General features: G+C 56.5%; 19 protein-coding genes and 1 tRNA gene. 7 read left to right on the top strand and 13 right to left on the bottom strand.

The annotated features are described in order from the left end of the window. Positions 1–164: 164 nt before the first annotated feature. Complete coding sequence (locus U5919_RS11750; protein ID WP_336024526.1) at positions 165–296, bottom strand: hypothetical protein; 132 nt, start codon at positions 294–296, stop codon at positions 165–167. 240 nt (positions 297–536) lie between these two features. Next, positions 537–1,121: a hypothetical protein gene (locus U5919_RS11745; RefSeq protein ID WP_336024525.1), complete on the bottom strand. Its 585-nt coding sequence runs from the start codon at positions 1,119–1,121 to the stop codon at positions 537–539. Between the two features lie 671 nt (positions 1,122–1,792). Here U5919_RS11745 and U5919_RS11740 point away from each other — a divergent pair. After that, positions 1,793–2,062, top strand: coding sequence for a hypothetical protein (locus tag U5919_RS11740; protein WP_336024524.1), 270 nt, complete (start codon positions 1,793–1,795; stop codon positions 2,060–2,062). Between the two features lie 343 nt (positions 2,063–2,405). Here U5919_RS11740 and U5919_RS11735 read toward each other — a convergent pair whose 3' ends face one another. After that, positions 2,406–3,200 (bottom strand): hypothetical protein, encoded by a 795-nt coding sequence (locus U5919_RS11735; protein ID WP_336024523.1) that lies wholly within the window; start codon positions 3,198–3,200, stop codon positions 2,406–2,408. A 435-nt stretch (positions 3,201–3,635) separates the two neighbouring features. Here U5919_RS11735 and U5919_RS11730 point away from each other — a divergent pair, with 435 nt between their 5' ends. Together U5919_RS11730 and U5919_RS11725 are read left to right on the top strand one after the other, a co-directional pair. Further along, the gene (locus tag U5919_RS11730) at positions 3,636–4,955 is read left to right on the top strand and encodes a hypothetical protein (protein ID WP_336024522.1); all 1,320 of its coding nucleotides are present in this window, start codon (positions 3,636–3,638) and stop codon (positions 4,953–4,955) included. Positions 4,956–5,016: 61 nt separating this feature from the next. Next, positions 5,017–5,595 carry a hypothetical protein gene (locus tag U5919_RS11725; RefSeq protein WP_336024521.1) on the top strand — a complete coding sequence of 193 codons (579 nt, stop codon included), beginning with the start codon at positions 5,017–5,019 and terminating at the stop codon, positions 5,593–5,595. 5 nt (positions 5,596–5,600) lie between these two features. On the opposite strand, the gene U5919_RS11720 is transcribed toward U5919_RS11725, so the two are convergent. The 3 genes from U5919_RS11720 to U5919_RS11710 form a co-directional block, all read right to left on the bottom strand. After that, positions 5,601–6,197 (bottom strand): hypothetical protein, encoded by a 597-nt coding sequence (locus U5919_RS11720; RefSeq protein ID WP_336024520.1) that lies wholly within the window; start codon positions 6,195–6,197, stop codon positions 5,601–5,603. Positions 6,198–6,257: 60 nt separating this feature from the next. Next, entirely contained in the window at positions 6,258–7,364 is a 1,107-nt protein-coding gene (locus tag U5919_RS11715; RefSeq protein WP_336024519.1) for a tyrosine-type recombinase/integrase, read from the bottom strand. 160 nt (positions 7,365–7,524) lie between these two features. Continuing rightward, positions 7,525–7,597: transfer RNA gene (locus U5919_RS11710), tRNA-His, on the bottom strand. A 119-nt stretch (positions 7,598–7,716) separates the two neighbouring features. On the opposite strand from U5919_RS11710, the gene U5919_RS11705 reads away from it, so the two are divergent. Continuing rightward, positions 7,717–8,172, top strand: coding sequence for a DUF5814 domain-containing protein (locus U5919_RS11705; RefSeq protein WP_336024518.1), 456 nt, complete (start codon positions 7,717–7,719; stop codon positions 8,170–8,172). A gap of 66 nt (positions 8,173–8,238) precedes the next feature. On the opposite strand, the gene U5919_RS11700 is transcribed toward U5919_RS11705, so the two are convergent. From U5919_RS11700 to U5919_RS11685, 4 genes are all read right to left on the bottom strand, one after another. Next, the gene (locus tag U5919_RS11700; RefSeq protein WP_336024515.1) at positions 8,239–8,607 is read right to left on the bottom strand and encodes a DUF7344 domain-containing protein; all 369 of its coding nucleotides are present in this window, start codon (positions 8,605–8,607) and stop codon (positions 8,239–8,241) included. A gap of 133 nt (positions 8,608–8,740) precedes the next feature. Beyond that, the gene (locus U5919_RS11695) at positions 8,741–9,148 is read right to left on the bottom strand and encodes a DUF8146 domain-containing protein (RefSeq protein ID WP_336024512.1); all 408 of its coding nucleotides are present in this window, start codon (positions 9,146–9,148) and stop codon (positions 8,741–8,743) included. 96 nt (positions 9,149–9,244) lie between these two features. Continuing rightward, positions 9,245–9,904, bottom strand: coding sequence for an RPA family protein (locus U5919_RS11690; protein ID WP_336024510.1), 660 nt, complete (start codon positions 9,902–9,904; stop codon positions 9,245–9,247). Position 9,905: 1 nt separating this feature from the next. Further along, a complete protein-coding gene (locus U5919_RS11685) occupies positions 9,906–10,835 on the bottom strand; it encodes a replication factor A (RefSeq protein WP_336024509.1) in 930 nt (309 codons plus the stop codon). A 206-nt stretch (positions 10,836–11,041) separates the two neighbouring features. Here U5919_RS11685 and U5919_RS11680 point away from each other — a divergent pair, with 206 nt between their 5' ends. Both U5919_RS11680 and U5919_RS11675 read left to right on the top strand, forming a co-directional pair. Beyond that, positions 11,042–11,344, top strand: a complete 303-nt coding sequence (locus U5919_RS11680) for a DUF7091 family protein (RefSeq protein ID WP_336024508.1) — start codon at positions 11,042–11,044, stop codon at positions 11,342–11,344. Then, positions 11,344–12,471 (top strand): mannose-1-phosphate guanylyltransferase, encoded by a 1,128-nt coding sequence (locus U5919_RS11675; RefSeq protein WP_336024506.1) that lies wholly within the window; start codon positions 11,344–11,346, stop codon positions 12,469–12,471. Before U5919_RS11680 ends, U5919_RS11675 begins: the two co-directional genes overlap by 1 nt. Before the next feature lie 35 nt (positions 12,472–12,506). Here U5919_RS11675 and U5919_RS11670 read toward each other — a convergent pair whose 3' ends face one another. Then, on the bottom strand, positions 12,507–12,971 hold the full coding sequence (locus tag U5919_RS11670) for a Tfx family DNA-binding protein (RefSeq protein ID WP_425604227.1): 465 nt from the start codon (positions 12,969–12,971) through the stop codon (positions 12,507–12,509). 184 nt (positions 12,972–13,155) lie between these two features. Next, a complete protein-coding gene (locus tag U5919_RS11665; RefSeq protein WP_336024499.1) occupies positions 13,156–13,644 on the bottom strand; it encodes a TRAM domain-containing protein in 489 nt (162 codons plus the stop codon). Positions 13,645–13,823: 179 nt separating this feature from the next. Here U5919_RS11665 and U5919_RS11660 point away from each other — a divergent pair, with 179 nt between their 5' ends. Further along, on the top strand, positions 13,824–14,510 hold the full coding sequence (locus U5919_RS11660; RefSeq protein WP_336024497.1) for a hypothetical protein: 687 nt from the start codon (positions 13,824–13,826) through the stop codon (positions 14,508–14,510). Positions 14,511–14,530: 20 nt separating this feature from the next. Here the strand turns inward: U5919_RS11660 and U5919_RS11655 are convergent, their stop codons facing one another. Next, a complete protein-coding gene (locus tag U5919_RS11655) occupies positions 14,531–15,526 on the bottom strand; it encodes a radical SAM protein (protein ID WP_336024495.1) in 996 nt (331 codons plus the stop codon). Positions 15,527–15,680: the final 154 nt, after the last annotated feature.

The raw sequence follows: 15,680 nt of genomic DNA, 5'->3' as shown, positions 1-15,680 counted from the left end.
CTCCGCATTCTCTTTATAAAATCATAATCGAACTGAGGGCTATCTGAAGCCGCTGAGGACACCTCAGAATAGACGGTGGATTCCCTTCATCAACAGACGAAGACATACACGGGCTTATTCTCGCCCTCTCAGACGAATCCATCGGGAGACCTTAGGATAGGTTCCTAAATCTCTCCAACCAACTGAGCCTGAGCAATGATGAGTCCCGCGTGTTCTTCAGCCCACTCTTCACCCTTCCTCTCCGCGACCTTGTTGATGACCGCCTGTTCTTCGGGAGTTCTATTGGAATCAGTCATTCACGCTTCCTGAACTTCGGTTGTCGCTTCGTGGGCTTCCTGAGGGTCATCATCGGTTGGCGTTCCTATAGCCCTCGCACAAAATGGACATACAATTCCGTCATCCTCAAAGGCCCAATGCCAAGAGCATTCAGGGCAAATCATTGGTTCTCTCGGGTCCTACTACGGGAACTACACTCTTTGCTCTTCGGGCGCTTTCATAGATTATCTTGAGACATATCCGAGATGTGAGAAAATGGGCTATGGTCGCTTACCGGATGCGCACCTTCCGATAAGAGAGTTTTCTACATCTTTTGTTAGACGGATTAAGCGAGGATACACAAAATTCTCAACAATTGTCGTCCCATCCATTGGTACATTCTGTTGTCGTTGCTTACCTTTTAGTCCATCTACTGAAACATAGATTGAGGGCACAAAATCTGAACGCCCTTCAATAGTTACTTTGTATCCCGCACGGTTGGCATATTGCTTATTTCCGGGGCCATAGGATAATTCATTGAAACTTTGTATTGCGTTTTCAAAGGAATCGTTCTTTCGTATGTCTTGAAGAATCCGATTGTAGTCTTCAATATGTCCGATAACGCGCTCAATGTGGTAGAATTGGCTATTACGAAGTTCCATCTCAACGTCATCTCGGAGTTCCCGCATACGGAGTAGGTATCCTGTCGCTTCCCGAAACAGTCTAACCGCTTCCGTTGACTCAATCTCAAGACCTTGCTCTTTTTCATTAGCGACTCCGGCGCGTCGTAATGCTTCTAACTGAAGGTCGTAGATTTCTTCTATTGAGTTTGCTATCTTTTCCTCATATTCGTCCGATGGTGGCATAGTGGCTCTTCATAACCTTCCTGAATAAGGGTTCGGTGCCCACGTACTCTTCCACAGTCTGAGAGAACGGTCACTCGCCACCCGGCTCAAGTTCTGCCGCGTCAAGTCTATGGGCAACTTTCATCGGTATTCTGTTCTCCATTATTCCGTTCCTCAAATCACGAAAACACAGCAAGAAGCGCAAGTAAGGAGTAGCGGTGAAGAAGTGGGAATAGGTAGACCCGTGAGAGCGCCCTATCTGCCTTCTCTACTCATCTATTCGTGTGTGCTGAGAAGGGCAGACAGACAGTAGAAACGCATTAGAGCGCACCTACGCACTCACAGGTACATCACACAGCCTTTCTCTCTATCAGCACTCCGCTTCATCTGAATCAGTAGAGGAAGGGGTCTGTATTCGGATTATGTGTTACTCCCATCTGTCCACTTCTGAGGGGGTAGGTTTTCTCCGATTTTGGGCACTTCTCAGACTTGAGGGTAGTGGTTTAGAGATTTTTCACAGAATCTGAACCTATCGGGGATACTTGCCCTATATTAACAAGTACGAACACCCCCGCCCCTTTGTATGTTAGAACCCCGTGGGACTCCGACAGAATTTCATCTGAAACAGCGAATCTCAGGCTACTTTACTCAGTAGGGAAAATATCTTGATACCCAATAACACATATGAGTGTATGTCCGATGACCTACTGAGTTACGAAGAAGACAAGCGGAACACGAATCCCGATTCAAACCACCTAAGGAATTTCAATGCCGGATGGACAGAAGCCCTCAAAGATGACCCGGACAAGTCGAAATACAAAGAGAATCCTGAACTCCCGAATCTAACTTGGGAAAACCTTGGATACCGTCTTGGTAGTCTGTTCGGAGAAACGTCTAAAGACCTGAGAGAAGAGTTGTTTGAGTGGTGTAAGGAGCAACAAGCCGAAAATCCGCGAGAGTAGGTAACTTCCTCAGTACCCCTATTATTGTTCCCTCAACCTTCAGCCCGAATCACTCTTCAAGCCGGACAAAGCCAACACGCCTGAAGCCGCGCTATGGATTGAGAAGGGGTCACAGCGCATTCTAACGCCCCGGTGAGAGGCATTGGTTGTAGAAGAGAAGAACAGGCTGTATGGGCGTATCAGGCGCTATTGAGTCTAAATTCTTGTATAGAGAAAGCACCGACCTGTGTATAGTCTCGCCTCACCAAGGGAAATGTCAACGCTTGGTAGGAAATGTATGCATAGGGAAATGGCTATACTATACATAGTAACGAAGAATACTCTAATTAATAGAGACGGTAAACTACTCTTCCAACTTTTCCTTTGCTTCTAAGAGCATATCAAGATAGTCTGTTGTAAGTCCATTATCCTTCCAAATATCCGGCTCATTGACTCTACTACTTGTTTCTCTTTTCACCCATCCTTCAGCGTGAAGAACAGGAAGAACGTTGGAAATATGCCTTCTACCCACATCAAGACGGGAATCAAGGTCTGATACAGTTACGTTGGTGAAGAGTAGAATTTCTTGAGCCACGTTAAATTTCGTTGTTAGGTCAATCCCTTCACAATAAATAGAAGGAATGTCTTCGACCACATCCAAGACATAGACCCGGTGTCGGGGATTAATCTCCCACTCCGTATCAAAGCAAAGTTGCTCCATCTCATAGGCTACTATGTCGTGGTTCTTCCCGAAAGTGAAGGAGAACATAGCCGCGAGATATGATTCCGCTTGAAGTTGGTTGTAGTTCCCGAACTCACCATTATACAGGGAAGTGAACACGTCTTGATTTGCCCATCCACCTGAGAACAGTTTGTCTCGCCGGTCATCGTATCCATCACGAACAGACGGTACTTCATTCCAAGATTCGGATGGGTGATAATCTTCTTGCGCTTTGGCGGTTCCCCCGATTACATCAGCGGGAACGTCGTCACAGCGGTCTTTGTGAATCTGTTCCGCTCTCTTCACCCTTTCCGCATATGTTTTAGCATACTCTACACCATATCCAATAATAGGGCTATCAGAATTGTCTATTTGTATGCTATTCGACTCAGAAAGGCCAATGTTTATAGCGTTATATCCGGTAGTTTCGTTTGTCATCGTTTAGGTGACTCCATCCTATGTGGGTGAGGCATCGGGCTTGGGAACCTGCCTCTACCCGTTCACTTCGTTCTGATTGGTTAGCGGTGAGATTAGTTGGGGTCGTAGGATTCGCTCAACTTCCTCAGTAGAGAATCCCAATTTTCACCTCCGCGTTTCAGACTTTTCAACCGCTCTCGCGTGGACTTTTCACAGGGTATGGTAGTACGGTCGGAATACGCCATTGTATGCGAATTGAAGAAGGGATATAAAGTGAAGACTCGGTTTAGCGGGACACCCTACACTCAAAGATTTGGGCTACAGGGGTATTGAGAGCCTTGAGCGGTCTGTCTAACGGTTCAGTCTTTCCGTACTCTACCCCCGGCGCGTGAACCCATCCCTTCGATTTGGAATTACTACGCCAATATTATGGCACACCGAACCACACTCCCGCTTATGAGAATCTTATCAAAAGGAAGTGAGTTGCCATTTGTCCACAAATCTGCAGGGTGGGATGAATCTACCAATTTCAAAGATTACGATATCGTGTTTGTCAATCTGAGAACGTTAGAAGCAGCGGCTCAAGACTACGACCATCCCTACAACGAATCAGATGAATCTCCAATTGTGTTCGACTCCGGAGATGTTACTACGTTTATTAGAACAGGAGGGTTCTTGGTGGTCTATCTACCCGAGTCTCTTACTGTGAGTATGGGGAATACGACGACGAAGCCGAAAAAGAGCAATACGACAACACTTTCGCAGATGGGTAGACACGCGAGACAGAAAGACAATGAGGTAGAGCCTTACGATGATTATGAACTTTTGAATTGGCTTCCATTTTCAGTTGACATTGATACTGATGAGTCGGGTGAATCTGTACAGACAATTGATGAAGAGTGGGAATGGTTCTTTGGTCGCCGTTTTGATTGGGAAAAAATAATCAATCATTCTACTCACGAATCAAGTTACAACTCGGAAACTATCGCGGAGAACTCTTATTCAGAATCTATAGCAACAAAGGTCGCTCATAGTTATGGTTCAGATGACGGCTATGTCGCTATTATTCCACCGGATGAATCTATTACGTATTCTGATTTTGTCAAAGACACCCTCCATCACGTATTCGGAATTGAAACTAATGTGGAAGGCCGCGCTCCCCCTGCTTGGCTTTCTGAGTACCGTCTTCCAAATGAGGAAGGCATAGAATACAGTATCCAAGAGAAGCAGGAAGAGATTGAAGAATTAGAAGAGGAATTAGAGTCGCTAACGAAATTCAAGAAGTTACTCTATGAGACAAGCACTAACCTTGAGGAAGTAACAAGAGAAGCATTACGCGAACTTGGCTTCACAGTAGACGGCGAAGTACCGGGGAAACGAGATGGAATCCTACACACGGATAAAACTCAGTTTGCTCTTGAAATCACGGGAACAACGGGTGGCATCAAGAAAAGCAAAGGAAGACAATTGGATGATTGGGTTGAGAACGTAGTGGCAGAAAACCCCGACGACAATGTTTCGGGCCTGTTGATTGTGAATCCGGAGATGGGAACTGCGCCGAATGAGCGCGATATTAGCATAGAGCCAAACGTAGAGAAGTATATGGAGCAACGAGGAGACTACAAGGTTCTTTCTACTGTTGGTTTGTATCATCTTGTAGAACTAAATCTGAAAGAGGGTACAGACAAAGGCGATATTGAAGAAATGTTCTATCAAGATGATACTCTTCTTTCGCTTCCTGAAGAATACAGGGATAACGGTGACGGAGAGGTTTGAGAATGAAGTATCGGCGAGTACCGAACGATTGGGAAGACCGCCGGAAACAGATAAGTGGATTATGACTACACAACCGGAATCAGGTGAACTCCTTGTTGGGGCGTATCTCAGACTGATAAAAGAGTGCGAGTTGGTGATGTATAATCAGCGCCCTCAGAAAGAAGGCGACCAATCGGAAATTGATGTGATAGGAGTTGACAAAACCGATGAGGGGGAACAGATAGTCTACACTTGCGAGGTTGTAACGCACCTGAACGGTCTTCACTACGTAGGAACTCCGGACACCAACCGATGGGCCGAATACGGGGCAAAAGACTATCAGCACTCCTTAGAGCGCCTGTGGCAGAAGTTCAACTCAGACAAGAACTACGTGACTGAACTCTTCGACTCCGCTGATTCATACGTGTTCCAACTATGGAGTCCGGTTGTTCCCGGCAATTCAGATGAAGAATATCTCTTGGGCGGGCTGAATGCCTTGGAAGCCGACTTTGAGGAAGAGACGGGGATGGAATTGGAGTTGGTCATCAACGAACGCTATTCTAAGAAAATTAAGGAACTACAGGAGAAGGCATCTGAGACGGAGAAGGACTATGGGGAACTCGGATTCCGTATTCTACAGATTCTACAGCACCTTCGGTAATTAACTCAGGTCATAGATTTGTCGTAGGCCCAAAGAGCCATATCCACATCCCGAGTGGACAGGTCTTCTTGCCGGGCTATCTTCCGTACTATGTCCATATAGAAGACGTATCCTTCTGAGGTTGGATTTCTGAAGCACTCCATAAAGGTCGAGTAGTCGGTGTATGATTGAGCATCCAAGAGTTCAGGCTTCACAACGCCAAGAGCGCGAAGCGCCCGATAATCAATGATAGCGAATTCCGTTGGTTTCGCCATTGTGAGAATAGTGGACGCCATAGGAACTCTCACACCTGTTAGTTTGGTCAACTCCTCTACAGCCTCTACATCGCCCGAAGATTGAAGCGCGAGTTCGCTTTGGTCTTCGACCTCTGATGTGCTGTTCTTCCTAATGTGGTGGTCAATCCGACCCCCTGCTTTCCACTTCCCGATTTTACGTAAATCTTCTCGGGAGATGTAGCCACGTCGCTGAAACTCAGATGAAATTGACCCTAATCGATAGTCTGTCTCTTCACACCAAGCCCCGGAGTCATCCTTGTACTCTATTGACTCATCCGGGGCGACCTTCCCGTAGGCTTCTATCCACTCCGAGAAATCGAATGACATTGGGAAGGTCTTCAGAAAGTGAATAGATAGTCCTTCTGCCGTAAGAGCCGGTTTGCTTGTTCAGCCCATCTTATCCAAGGCGTCTCTTCTTTCTTCGACGGGAGCGTTGTCGTACTTGAGCGTGGTTCGTTCCGACTTGTGACGGAGTTGAGCCTTGGCCGCACCAAGGTCTTCAAAATGGGTCATATAGGTGCCTGTAGAGTGCCTGATGCTGTACCAACTCACCTTACGATTAGTAGTATCAATTCCGGCTTCATCGCATAGTTGAGATAGAAGATAGTTCAAACTCTCCGATTGGTATGGATTCTTCCGGCGGGTGAGCCACAGCGCATCCGCCCCATCGTATTTAGCGTAATTCTCCCGCTCATCCAACCACATCTTGAGTGAGCGGGCAGTTTGTTCCCGTAGACTCACAATCCAATTGTCACGGTTTTTGGATGATTCGTCCTTCGGGATTCGTAGTACGTGATTCTGTATATCCACCCAAGAAGTAACAGCACGCTCTACTTCGACCGGGCGTAAGCCCGCATCCAAACTTGTAGCCACAAGTGAGGGAACCTTCCAACTGTTCACACGCTCCCAATCCACTTTTGAGACGTTCTCCTTTGGTTTCTCAAGTCGTTGAGCGATGTGGGCTTTCCAACGGGAGCGTTCGCTTGGAGTGAGGTTCCCATAGGAAGGAACAGCACCGTACTCTAACGACGCCTCTCGGAGACGCTTCCGTTCTTCAAGGGTAAGATAGTCCTGAGGCTGATACTCTTCCGAGGAAGGATAGAACGTGATTTCAGGCTCCCACGGGCTTCCACCGAGTTCGTGTATCTTCCACTTGAATAGACGTTTGAGGGCCTTGAGATACTGTGATTTGTTTGAGTTTTTCCAATCCTTCCCCGCGATTTCACGTAGGTATGAATCAGCGTGTTCTCGGGTTATTTCGGTAGTATATCTATCTTCACGTTCCCATACCCACCTGTAAATCTTGGAGAGTCGGTATGCCATATTCCGGGTGACTGATTTGCTGTACCCCTCACTCCGTTCCGGGTCTTTACCGACCGTCCATAGCCACTCAAGCACCTCTTCCCTGTGTTGTTTGTAGTCTTCCAACTGTCTACGATTGAGGTACTCTCGGTCGCCCTCAATGACAAGCGGAACAGCATCAGGAAGTGGCATATTCCACCTCTGAATTGTATTTGTCCCGAGAGGTTGGTAATCGCTGTACGGTGTCGGGTTCGGCGTTCGTTCTAATCCTATAGGCTTTCGGCATCATTTCTCCCTCTTGTTTGATGGGTGCCGAAAACCAACGGTAGAAGGCGTGAGAAACGGAAATTAGGTCCGGGTGCGAGAATCGAACCCGCGTCTCAGCCTCCACAAGGCTGAAGGATGGTCCACTACCCTAACCCGGACACGCACCTTCAGGTACCCCCGTCGCAGTCAAATACGTTACGACTCCGTACCGGAGTGCGGCGGGGTCACACGGAGACCGGGAGGCTTTTCGCCCGCAGCGGCCTACGGACGCGCAACCGTGGCTATCACGGACAAGGTCTACCTCAAGAACCACCGCCAGATCGTCTCCCAGCTCGACGTCAACATCCCGAAGGGCGCGTTCAAGGGCGCGACGATGGACGTGCTTTACTCCGGCGAGGGACTCTCGAAGGTCGACGACGCGACGCGAGACCGCCTGCTCGACTTCGCCGAGGACTTCCTAGATCCGGAGAATCCCGACGACCTCTACACGGGCTATCCCGAGCGGCAGTTCGTCCGCTACCTCCTCGAACTGCGCGCCCAAGGGCTCGGCCCCGACGCCATCGTCGACGTGATCGGCGACGAATATATGCTGTACGCGTACCCCGGCGACGTGCTCTCGTTTCTGGACAACGCGGTCAGAACGCTCGAAGCGGCCGAGACGCTCGCGGGCGTCGAGGGCAACGACGAGATGGAACAGAAACTGCACCGCGCGCGGACGGCACTATCGGGGTAGAGGAAATAACAGCAGTGGAAACGGAGCGTGAAGGCCGCCGAAACCCCTGCGATTTCGGACAGGCAACTAGTTGAGTAACTCCGAGACATCAACGATATCGACGTCCGACGAGGACTGTTCGAGCCGCTGCGCTATCGAGATGAGGATTTCGGCCTCGCGCGAGGCGTCTGTGATTCTCACTCTCCCGTTCTCCTGATCGAACTCGATGCTCGCGGCAGCCTCGATTTCCGGAAGGTGGCTGTGATTCAACGTCAGCATCACATCTTCGAACCGCTCGTCGGGAGCATCGACGTCGTCAGCGGCCGTTTCCCACTCGTTGACCGCCTCGGCGAGTTCTTCGATCGTAACCGGGCGGTCCTGCTGATAGAGGTAATAGAGCGCATACCGCCGTCGTTCTTTGCTTAATAGCCTAAACACCTCGTCTAAGGAATGCACGGTGGTCTCAGGAGATATACGCATAAATATATGTCGTCGATAGGTGGCAAAAAACCGAATTGACGGCCGAGACGGCGTGGAGCGCTGTCGTAACGACGGAATTTGACCACCTCGACGACGGGTTCCGACCTCGTCAGCCCAGCCGGAACGACGGCTCCTCCGCGTCGGCGTCGAGGTCTTCGAGGTGGATGACCTCCTCGTCCTCCGCTTCGAGTTGTTCGCGGAGATGGTTCACGTACTGCTTGTGCTCGTCGAGCTGCTCGCGGAGGTGTTCGGCCTCCAGTTCGAGGCGCTCGTGCTCGCGGACGAAGCTCTTCGGGACGGTGACCGTCGGCGGGAACTCCGCGTCGTCGCCGGTGCGCAACTGGTCGAGTTCGTGCTCGGGGACGACCTGCACTTGGCCGTCGTGGGCAACGAGCATATCGACGTAGTCGCGGAAGACCGCCGACAGCGAAATGTCTCGCTCCTCGGCGATCTCGCGCAGCGTCTCGAAGGCATCCTCGTTGACGCGGAACGAGATGGTCTTGTTTTTGTTGCCCATAGCTCTTCTCTAACTCGTCCGGCGACCCACTTAACCCTTCGTCAGACGCTCATACGAGACACAAAAAATCGCTGAGCCGCTCGCTGTCGAGCCGTCCTACGGCTCGGGCTGGAGGCCCGCTTCGTCGTCTTCGGCCGCGGAGTCGTCGACGGTGCCACCGTCCAGCCCGAACTCGTCGCTGTCGGACTCTTCGAGGCTCTCCAGCGCCGAGACGGCGGACTCCTTGTAGCGGTCGATCGGAAGGTCGTACTCCTCGCGGGCCATCCGCGCGTACTCGTTACTCTCCTCGTCGAACGCCGCGATGCGGTCGAGCGTCCGCTCGGCGGTCTCGACGACCCAGCGATCGCGGGTCGCGGCGTCGACGACCTGGATCGATTCCGGGCGGACGGAGACGTTGACCGACCCGTCGTCGGTCTCGTACGTTCGCGGCTTGCCGACGACGGCGACGTACGCTGGCGGTTCCAGATCCCGGAGCATACTCGCAGCTTCGGGCTGGTACTGCCCCGCGTAGACGAAGAACGTGCCCGTCGGGTCGACGATGCGACCGCGCCAGTACTCGTTGTCCTCGCCGACGTCGTCCTTCTCGGTTAACGTGCCCACGAAGAACACCCGGTTGGCTTTCTCGCCCGTCGGCAATAGCAGGTAGACGGGCGCGCGGTCGTCGTCGGACTCTTTGAACGTGAAGGCGGAGTCGTTGAACTCGTCTGCGAACACGCGTCGGGCGACTTCTCGGGACGGAATCTCGTTGGAACTCATATCAGATCGACCTCGCTTTGATCAGCACCGCTTCGGGATCCGCTGGTTCGGTGAGTCGTTCGACCTCGTCCGCGAGGACGTAGCGTCCCAGTTCGGGCCCGGAGACGCGGTAGTAGGTGCCGAGGAGGTCCTCGCGCATCTCGTCGACCACGACGGTCGTATCGAGGGCGTCCATCGCCATCTGCTGGGCCTCGTCGAGCGTGACGCCGGTGAGATCCTCCGTGACCTCGCGGCCGAAGATGATCTCGTAGACGCGTTCGCCGTCGTCGAGCACGCCCTTGATCCGGAGGTCGAACTCGCCGTCGACGTCGCCGTGCTCCGAGCAGCGACCGTTCTGGAGGACGCGCGTGCAGCCCTCCTCGGGACAGCGCTTGATGAGGCCACTTCCGGACTGGATGTCGACGAGCGCGCCCTCGACGGTGGTCGAGTCGTCGCCGACCTCGATGTCCTCGTCGAGTTCCTCGATCGAGGTCGTCTTGTTCAGCTTCACCGAGAAGTTTCCTTGGTACTCGTCGGTGACGACGTTTCCGAGGCGGTAGACCGCCCCTTCTTCGAGTTTCGGGAGATCCGAGGTCTCGAAGGCGACGAACTTGGTTCGCCCGGACTCGTCGCCGAGCAGGCCCACCTGCGCGATCGAGTCGCTCCGGGGCTCCCACAGTTCGACGACCTTCGCGGTCACGTCGATCCACTGTTCGTCCTCGTCGATGTCGGCGAGGCGCACCTCGTCGTTGCCGCCGCGACCGATCTCGTCGCGTTCGAGACCGGCCTCTTCGAGGTAGCTGTTGATCACCGAGCGACGCGCCTCCTCGACGGGGACGCGGTACTCTTCGACGAGGTTCTCTAGTCGCTCTTCGACCTCGTCTTCGGTGACGTCTAGGTGGTCCGAGAACTGTTCGGCTATCTCCGCTGCGTGTGTTCGCAGGTCTGACATAGTTTCACTCGCCTCCGCCTTGTTTTCCATTGGGAGGCACAGGGCGTTTGGTGCGCGATGGGTAATAAAGTGTCGTAACCGGAGTGAAAGTGGAATTCGGTGGACATCGTCGGGGCGTCTGCGGGGGAGCCGTTGAGCGAGCAATCCACCGGGTCCGAGCGAACTCACCAACGGACCTATGTTCATCGGTGCCCCACACCCGACCGATGGACGACCGTCTCGAACACATCCTGCGACAGAAGCTTCGCGAGGCGGGGCGACAGTACGCTCGCGCCCGCGACGCCTACCGAGACGGAAAGAATTCGACCGATTCGAGCAGTCAGGACGCAGTTGCAGACGCGCTCTCCCGCGACGACGAGGGCCGCGTCCGACTCGTCTGTCGTCGCTACGCTGAACGACGAGCGGTCGACGTCGACGACGACGGACACCCCGACTGTTACGAGGCCGGACATCCGGATTGTGAGGGCTGCGTCGCCGACATTCGAGACGGCATCGTGGAGTCGTGGTGATGGCTCGGAACACCCACACTAGGACGACGGCCACGTCGGCCAATGATGACGCCGGTGCCGCCGACGCCGACGTCCCGCTCCCGGTCGTCGCCGTCGTGCTCGCCGGCGGAACCGGCTCGCGGCTCTACCCCGCGAGCCGGTCAGATCGACCGAAACAGTTCCTCTCGCTGGCCGCGGACGGAAACGATGGGAACGACACAGACGAATCGCTCCTCGAACGCACTGTTTCCCGCGCTCGCGGCGTCGCCGACGAGGTAGTCGTCGTCACGCGCGAATCATACCGAGATGGAGTCGCCGAGCGAGTCGGTGACGCGACGGTACTCATCGAGCCCGTCGGCCGCGACACCGGTCCGGCACTGCTGTACGCGACGCATCGGATTTCGACGAAGTACGACAACTGCGTGGTGCTGGCACTCCCGAGCGATCACCTCGTCGGCGACGGGTTCGCGGCGGCCGTCAGCCGCGGGGCCGCCGTCGCCACGACCGAGGGTCGGCTCGTGACGTTCGGCGTGGAGCCGACCCGCCCGGAGACGGGATACGGCTACATCGAACCCGCGGACGGGGCCGAAGAAGGAAGCGGGAGCGAGTGGTTTCCGGTCCGATCGTTCCACGAGAAGCCCGACGCCGAGACGGCCGAGGCCTATGTCGAGGCGGGCCACTACTGGAACGCGGGGCTGTTCGCGTGGCGGCCGGCGGTCTTCTTCGACGCCGTCGAGACGTCGCCGTTGGCTCCGCTTTTGGACGCGCTCCGGGCCGACGACGACAGCGTCACCGACGCGTTCGAATCCACCGACGCCGTCAGCATCGACAACGCGGTGTTCGAGACCGCCGACGACGTCGCTGTCGTCCCCGTGTCGTTCCCGTGGGACGATATCGGCTCGTGGGACGCCCTCGAACGCGTTCTCGATGCCGACGCGAACGGTAACGTCACCGACGGCGACGTCGCGCTCCGGACGGTCGACGCCGGGGACAACGTCGTCGTCGCCGACGACGCCCACGTGTCGCTCGTGGGGGTGTCGGATCTCGCGGTCGTCGCGTACGAGGACCGCGTGCTGGTGGTGCCGAAATCGAAGGCCCAAGACGTCAAATCGCTCGTGCGGTCGTTGCAGGATCGAGGCGAGTTCTAGCGGTTCTCCGCCGGCTGTCACCGCCGATCCTTATCCTACTCGGCGGTACGTCGCACTTGCACTTTCCCGCCGGTCGTGACGCCCACGAGCAGCGGCTCGCGGACTTCGCGTCCCTGGATGGCGTCGCCGGCGGCGTCGGAGACGGCTTTCATCAGCTCGGGTGCGGTCCGGTTCACCTTCACGCCCGCCTCATCGCAGGCGTCGTACACCTGCTTGGGCACGTCGTAGAGGTCGGTCCCCCGCTCGACGGCGATCTGCACCGGCGCGGCCAGCGCCTCCGCGAACGCGACGGTCTCGCGGGCCTTCTCGACGTTCCGACGGGCGCTGGATTCGACGCTGGAGACGTTCGCGCGCGAGGTCCCGAGCATCTTCGCGATTCGCGACTGTCGGACGCCGCGCTCTCGAAGCACCAGCACCTCCGCCTGCCGACGGGTCAGTACACTCTCTTCGGGGTCGAATCCGACCTCCGACAGCGCGGCGTCGACGTCGAACCCGTCCATCCCGTCGGGCTCCGTCGAACCTGCGCCGTCTCCGTCGTCGCCTTCGCCATCAGCCATATCGTGTTCTTGCGCGGCCGTCGCAAAAAAGCTACAGAAGATCGACCGCTCCTCGCGTCGGTGTGTCACTGTCCGTCGAGACGGAGACCCGACTGTCCGTTCGGTCTCCGCCGACCGGTGCGGCCGACTACCCGCCCCAGAAGTTGTCGCGGCTTCCGAGCGCGGTCGGTCGCCCGCGACCGCCCGTGTCACGATTCTTGTCCTCGTCCTCGTCTTTCTCGGCACCGCTCGCCTCGACCTCATCGTCCCCGTCGTCTCCCTCAGCGCTCTCGTCTTCGTCGAGGGGCAGCCGCTCGACGATCTTCTTCGCCGTGGCGTGATTCGATTTCACGCGATCGATCCGGACGACGGCTCGGGACTCCGGGAGGAGCCCGTCGATGAGGACGATGAACCCGTCGTCAGTCCGACCGACGCCCGCGCCGCTCTCGTGTATGTCGTCGACGTCGACGACGATCTCCTCGCCTGGCTTGACGGGCTGGGCCTTCAGGTCGCGGATCGGCTGTTCGTAGTTGTTACACCACTCCGCGCCGCCGCGGTCGCCGTAGTACTGACACCCCATTCCGTCGATTCGCTCCGAGTACCGGGGGCAGTCGTCGGCTAACGGACAGTCTGACATAGCGGGAGATACTTGACGGGTCGTCTAAACGCTTGCGGGTCTGCGAACGGCACCTGTCGGTGGCAACGGACGTGAGCGTGGCGAGACGAGATTCATCCGGCCCGCGTGCACACGAGAGGCGCTGCCTCGTCGCCTCCCACGACCGCAACGCTTTCTGCTGCCTCGCCCCGACCCCGAGTATGAGCCGTCGCGTCCCCGAATTCGCCGTCATCATCGGCGTGTTCCTCGGTCTCTCGGTCGTCGTGACCGGCGTCACCCTCGGCTGGGGCCTCTACGCGACGGTCGTCGTCGGCGCGCTCGTCTCCTACCCGTTCGTCGGGTTCGGCATCGTCCGCGACGACGACCCGGCGGCGACGCTCCGCCCCCGCTGGCTACTCGCGGGGGGCGCGGTGATCGCGGCGTCGGGGTCGTTGGGCGTTCTCGTCGACGATCTCACCGCGGGCGGAGCGCTCCGGGCAGCGCTCGTCGGCATCGCACTGGCCGCGCCCCCGGCGGGGTACGCCGCGCACTTCGGCGCGGACGTCAACCCGCTCTCTCCGCGGACGTCCGTGCTCCTCGGTGCCGCGGCGGGCGTCGTCCTCGCCCTCTCGGGGACGCTAGTCGGAGACCCGCTCGTCGGCGTCGCCGCCGGCGTGATCTGCGCGCTCGGGGGTGCGCTCTACGGCTCGGTCCGCGGTGTCGACGTCGACCGCCGGACGAAGCGGCGCGCCGCGGCCGGCGGCGGGTTGCTGGGCGTCGGGGTCGTCGTCGTCGGCCTCGTCGTCGACGGGGCGCTCGGCGAGTGGCTCCTCGTCGGAACGGCGATCGCGCTCGTCCCGAGCCTCTACGCGGCGCTGACGATAGAACAGCTGTCACGACCCGGATAGCAGCGTTGCTCGCGACGTCCCTACGCCAACGGCGTCCGCTCGACCACTGTTCCGTCGGCGGTCGGGTACTGTTCGACGATCTCGCCGTCGGGCACGTCGCCCTCTTGGATCATCTCTTCGAGGAGCCACCACGCGACCTCGACGTGTTGGGACTTGACGGTGTAGAATTCCTCGGGGACGCCGAGGGCGTCGAGTTCGTCCGCCGTGATCCACGTCTTGCCGTAGACGAGCGTCCCGTCGTCGGTCACCTCGTCGAACGGCCGGCGGATCGTTCGCGCCATCCGCTTGAGCCGATTGCGGTGCTGGGCGGCGTCTTTGAACACGGAGGTACAGAAGTACACGCGCTCGTGGTCGCCCATCGCATCGAGAATCTCCGCTTTCGAGCCGTCGACGGCTGACATGTGGCCCTCCTGTAGTTCATAGCCTTCCTCCTGCATCCGCCGGTAGTTGCCGTCGCTCATCTCGAACTCGTTGATGTTGCAGAACTCGGCCGCCCCCTCGTCGAGGAAGTCCAAGAACTCCTCCTCGGCGCGGATACCTGGGATCTCGAACGCGGGCGTGAGCCCCTCTTCGCGGGCGACGTAGAGTATCTCCTCCCACTCGGTGCCGTGGAGGTCGCCCCACAGTTCGTAGGGCGGGTGAAACCGGATCTCGTCGAGACCGGCTTCGGAGAGTCGGCGCATATTCTCCCGACCGCCGGTGATCCCGGTGTAGAGGTGGGTGTGGTGGTCCTCGCCGAACTCGTCTTTCAGCAGCGAGAGGTAGTGACACGTCCGATCGAGGGCCTCTTGGGGCTCTCCGCCGGTGATCGAGGTGCCGAGGGCCTTCATCCGGTGGGCCTCTTCGAGGACGTCGTCGTCGGACTCGACGAGGCGTTCGTTGGCGTAGACGTCGGTGACGTTCTTGCGGTTCTCGCCGAGCGGGCAGTAAAAGCAGTCGCGCTGGTCGCAGTAACCGTAGACGAAGAGGACCATCTTCCCGCCTTTCGCGCACTGCTCACAGCCCTTCGAGATCATTCTGTTGTCCTTGCTACCGTCCGGAGGCTCAAAAGTCGTGCTACTTGGAGCGACGACCGCGAACGGCCGCCACGAACGACGAACGGTCCGCCCCGCCGGACCGTCGCCGCCGCCGCAGTGCTCCCGAAAACAGATATACCACGACGGCGTACCT

The sequence above is a fragment of the Halobellus sp. LT62 genome, from assembly GCF_037031285.1.
Lineage (GTDB): Archaea > Halobacteriota > Halobacteria > Halobacteriales > Haloferacaceae > Haloquadratum > Haloquadratum salinisoli.
Note: the sequence above shows the minus strand (reverse complement) of the source record. Positions and strands in the feature narration are given on the sequence as shown.

Coding starts and splice junctions, on each gene's coding strand:
- U5919_RS11750 (WP_336024526.1), bottom strand. CDS start 296: ATGACTGATTCCAATAGAACTCCCGAAGAACAGGCGGTCATCAACAAG.
- U5919_RS11745 (WP_336024525.1), bottom strand. CDS start 1,121: ATGCCACCATCGGACGAATATGAGGAAAAGATAGCAAACTCAATAGAA.
- U5919_RS11740 (WP_336024524.1), top strand. CDS start 1,793: ATGTCCGATGACCTACTGAGTTACGAAGAAGACAAGCGGAACACGAAT.
- U5919_RS11735 (WP_336024523.1), bottom strand. CDS start 3,200: ATGACAAACGAAACTACCGGATATAACGCTATAAACATTGGCCTTTCT.
- U5919_RS11730 (WP_336024522.1), top strand. CDS start 3,636: ATGAGAATCTTATCAAAAGGAAGTGAGTTGCCATTTGTCCACAAATCT.
- U5919_RS11725 (WP_336024521.1), top strand. CDS start 5,017: ATGACTACACAACCGGAATCAGGTGAACTCCTTGTTGGGGCGTATCTC.
- U5919_RS11720 (WP_336024520.1), bottom strand. CDS start 6,197: ATGTCATTCGATTTCTCGGAGTGGATAGAAGCCTACGGGAAGGTCGCC.
- U5919_RS11715 (WP_336024519.1), bottom strand. CDS start 7,364: ATGCCACTTCCTGATGCTGTTCCGCTTGTCATTGAGGGCGACCGAGAG.
- U5919_RS11695 (WP_336024512.1), bottom strand. CDS start 9,148: ATGGGCAACAAAAACAAGACCATCTCGTTCCGCGTCAACGAGGATGCC.
- U5919_RS11690 (WP_336024510.1), bottom strand. CDS start 9,904: ATGAGTTCCAACGAGATTCCGTCCCGAGAAGTCGCCCGACGCGTGTTC.
- U5919_RS11685 (WP_336024509.1), bottom strand. CDS start 10,835: ATGTCAGACCTGCGAACACACGCAGCGGAGATAGCCGAACAGTTCTCG.
- U5919_RS11680 (WP_336024508.1), top strand. CDS start 11,042: ATGGACGACCGTCTCGAACACATCCTGCGACAGAAGCTTCGCGAGGCG.
- U5919_RS11675 (WP_336024506.1), top strand. CDS start 11,344: ATGGCTCGGAACACCCACACTAGGACGACGGCCACGTCGGCCAATGAT.
- U5919_RS11670 (WP_425604227.1), bottom strand. CDS start 12,971: ATGGACGGGTTCGACGTCGACGCCGCGCTGTCGGAGGTCGGATTCGAC.
- U5919_RS11665 (WP_336024499.1), bottom strand. CDS start 13,644: ATGTCAGACTGTCCGTTAGCCGACGACTGCCCCCGGTACTCGGAGCGA.
- U5919_RS11660 (WP_336024497.1), top strand. CDS start 13,824: ATGAGCCGTCGCGTCCCCGAATTCGCCGTCATCATCGGCGTGTTCCTC.
- U5919_RS11655 (WP_336024495.1), bottom strand. CDS start 15,526: ATGATCTCGAAGGGCTGTGAGCAGTGCGCGAAAGGCGGGAAGATGGTC.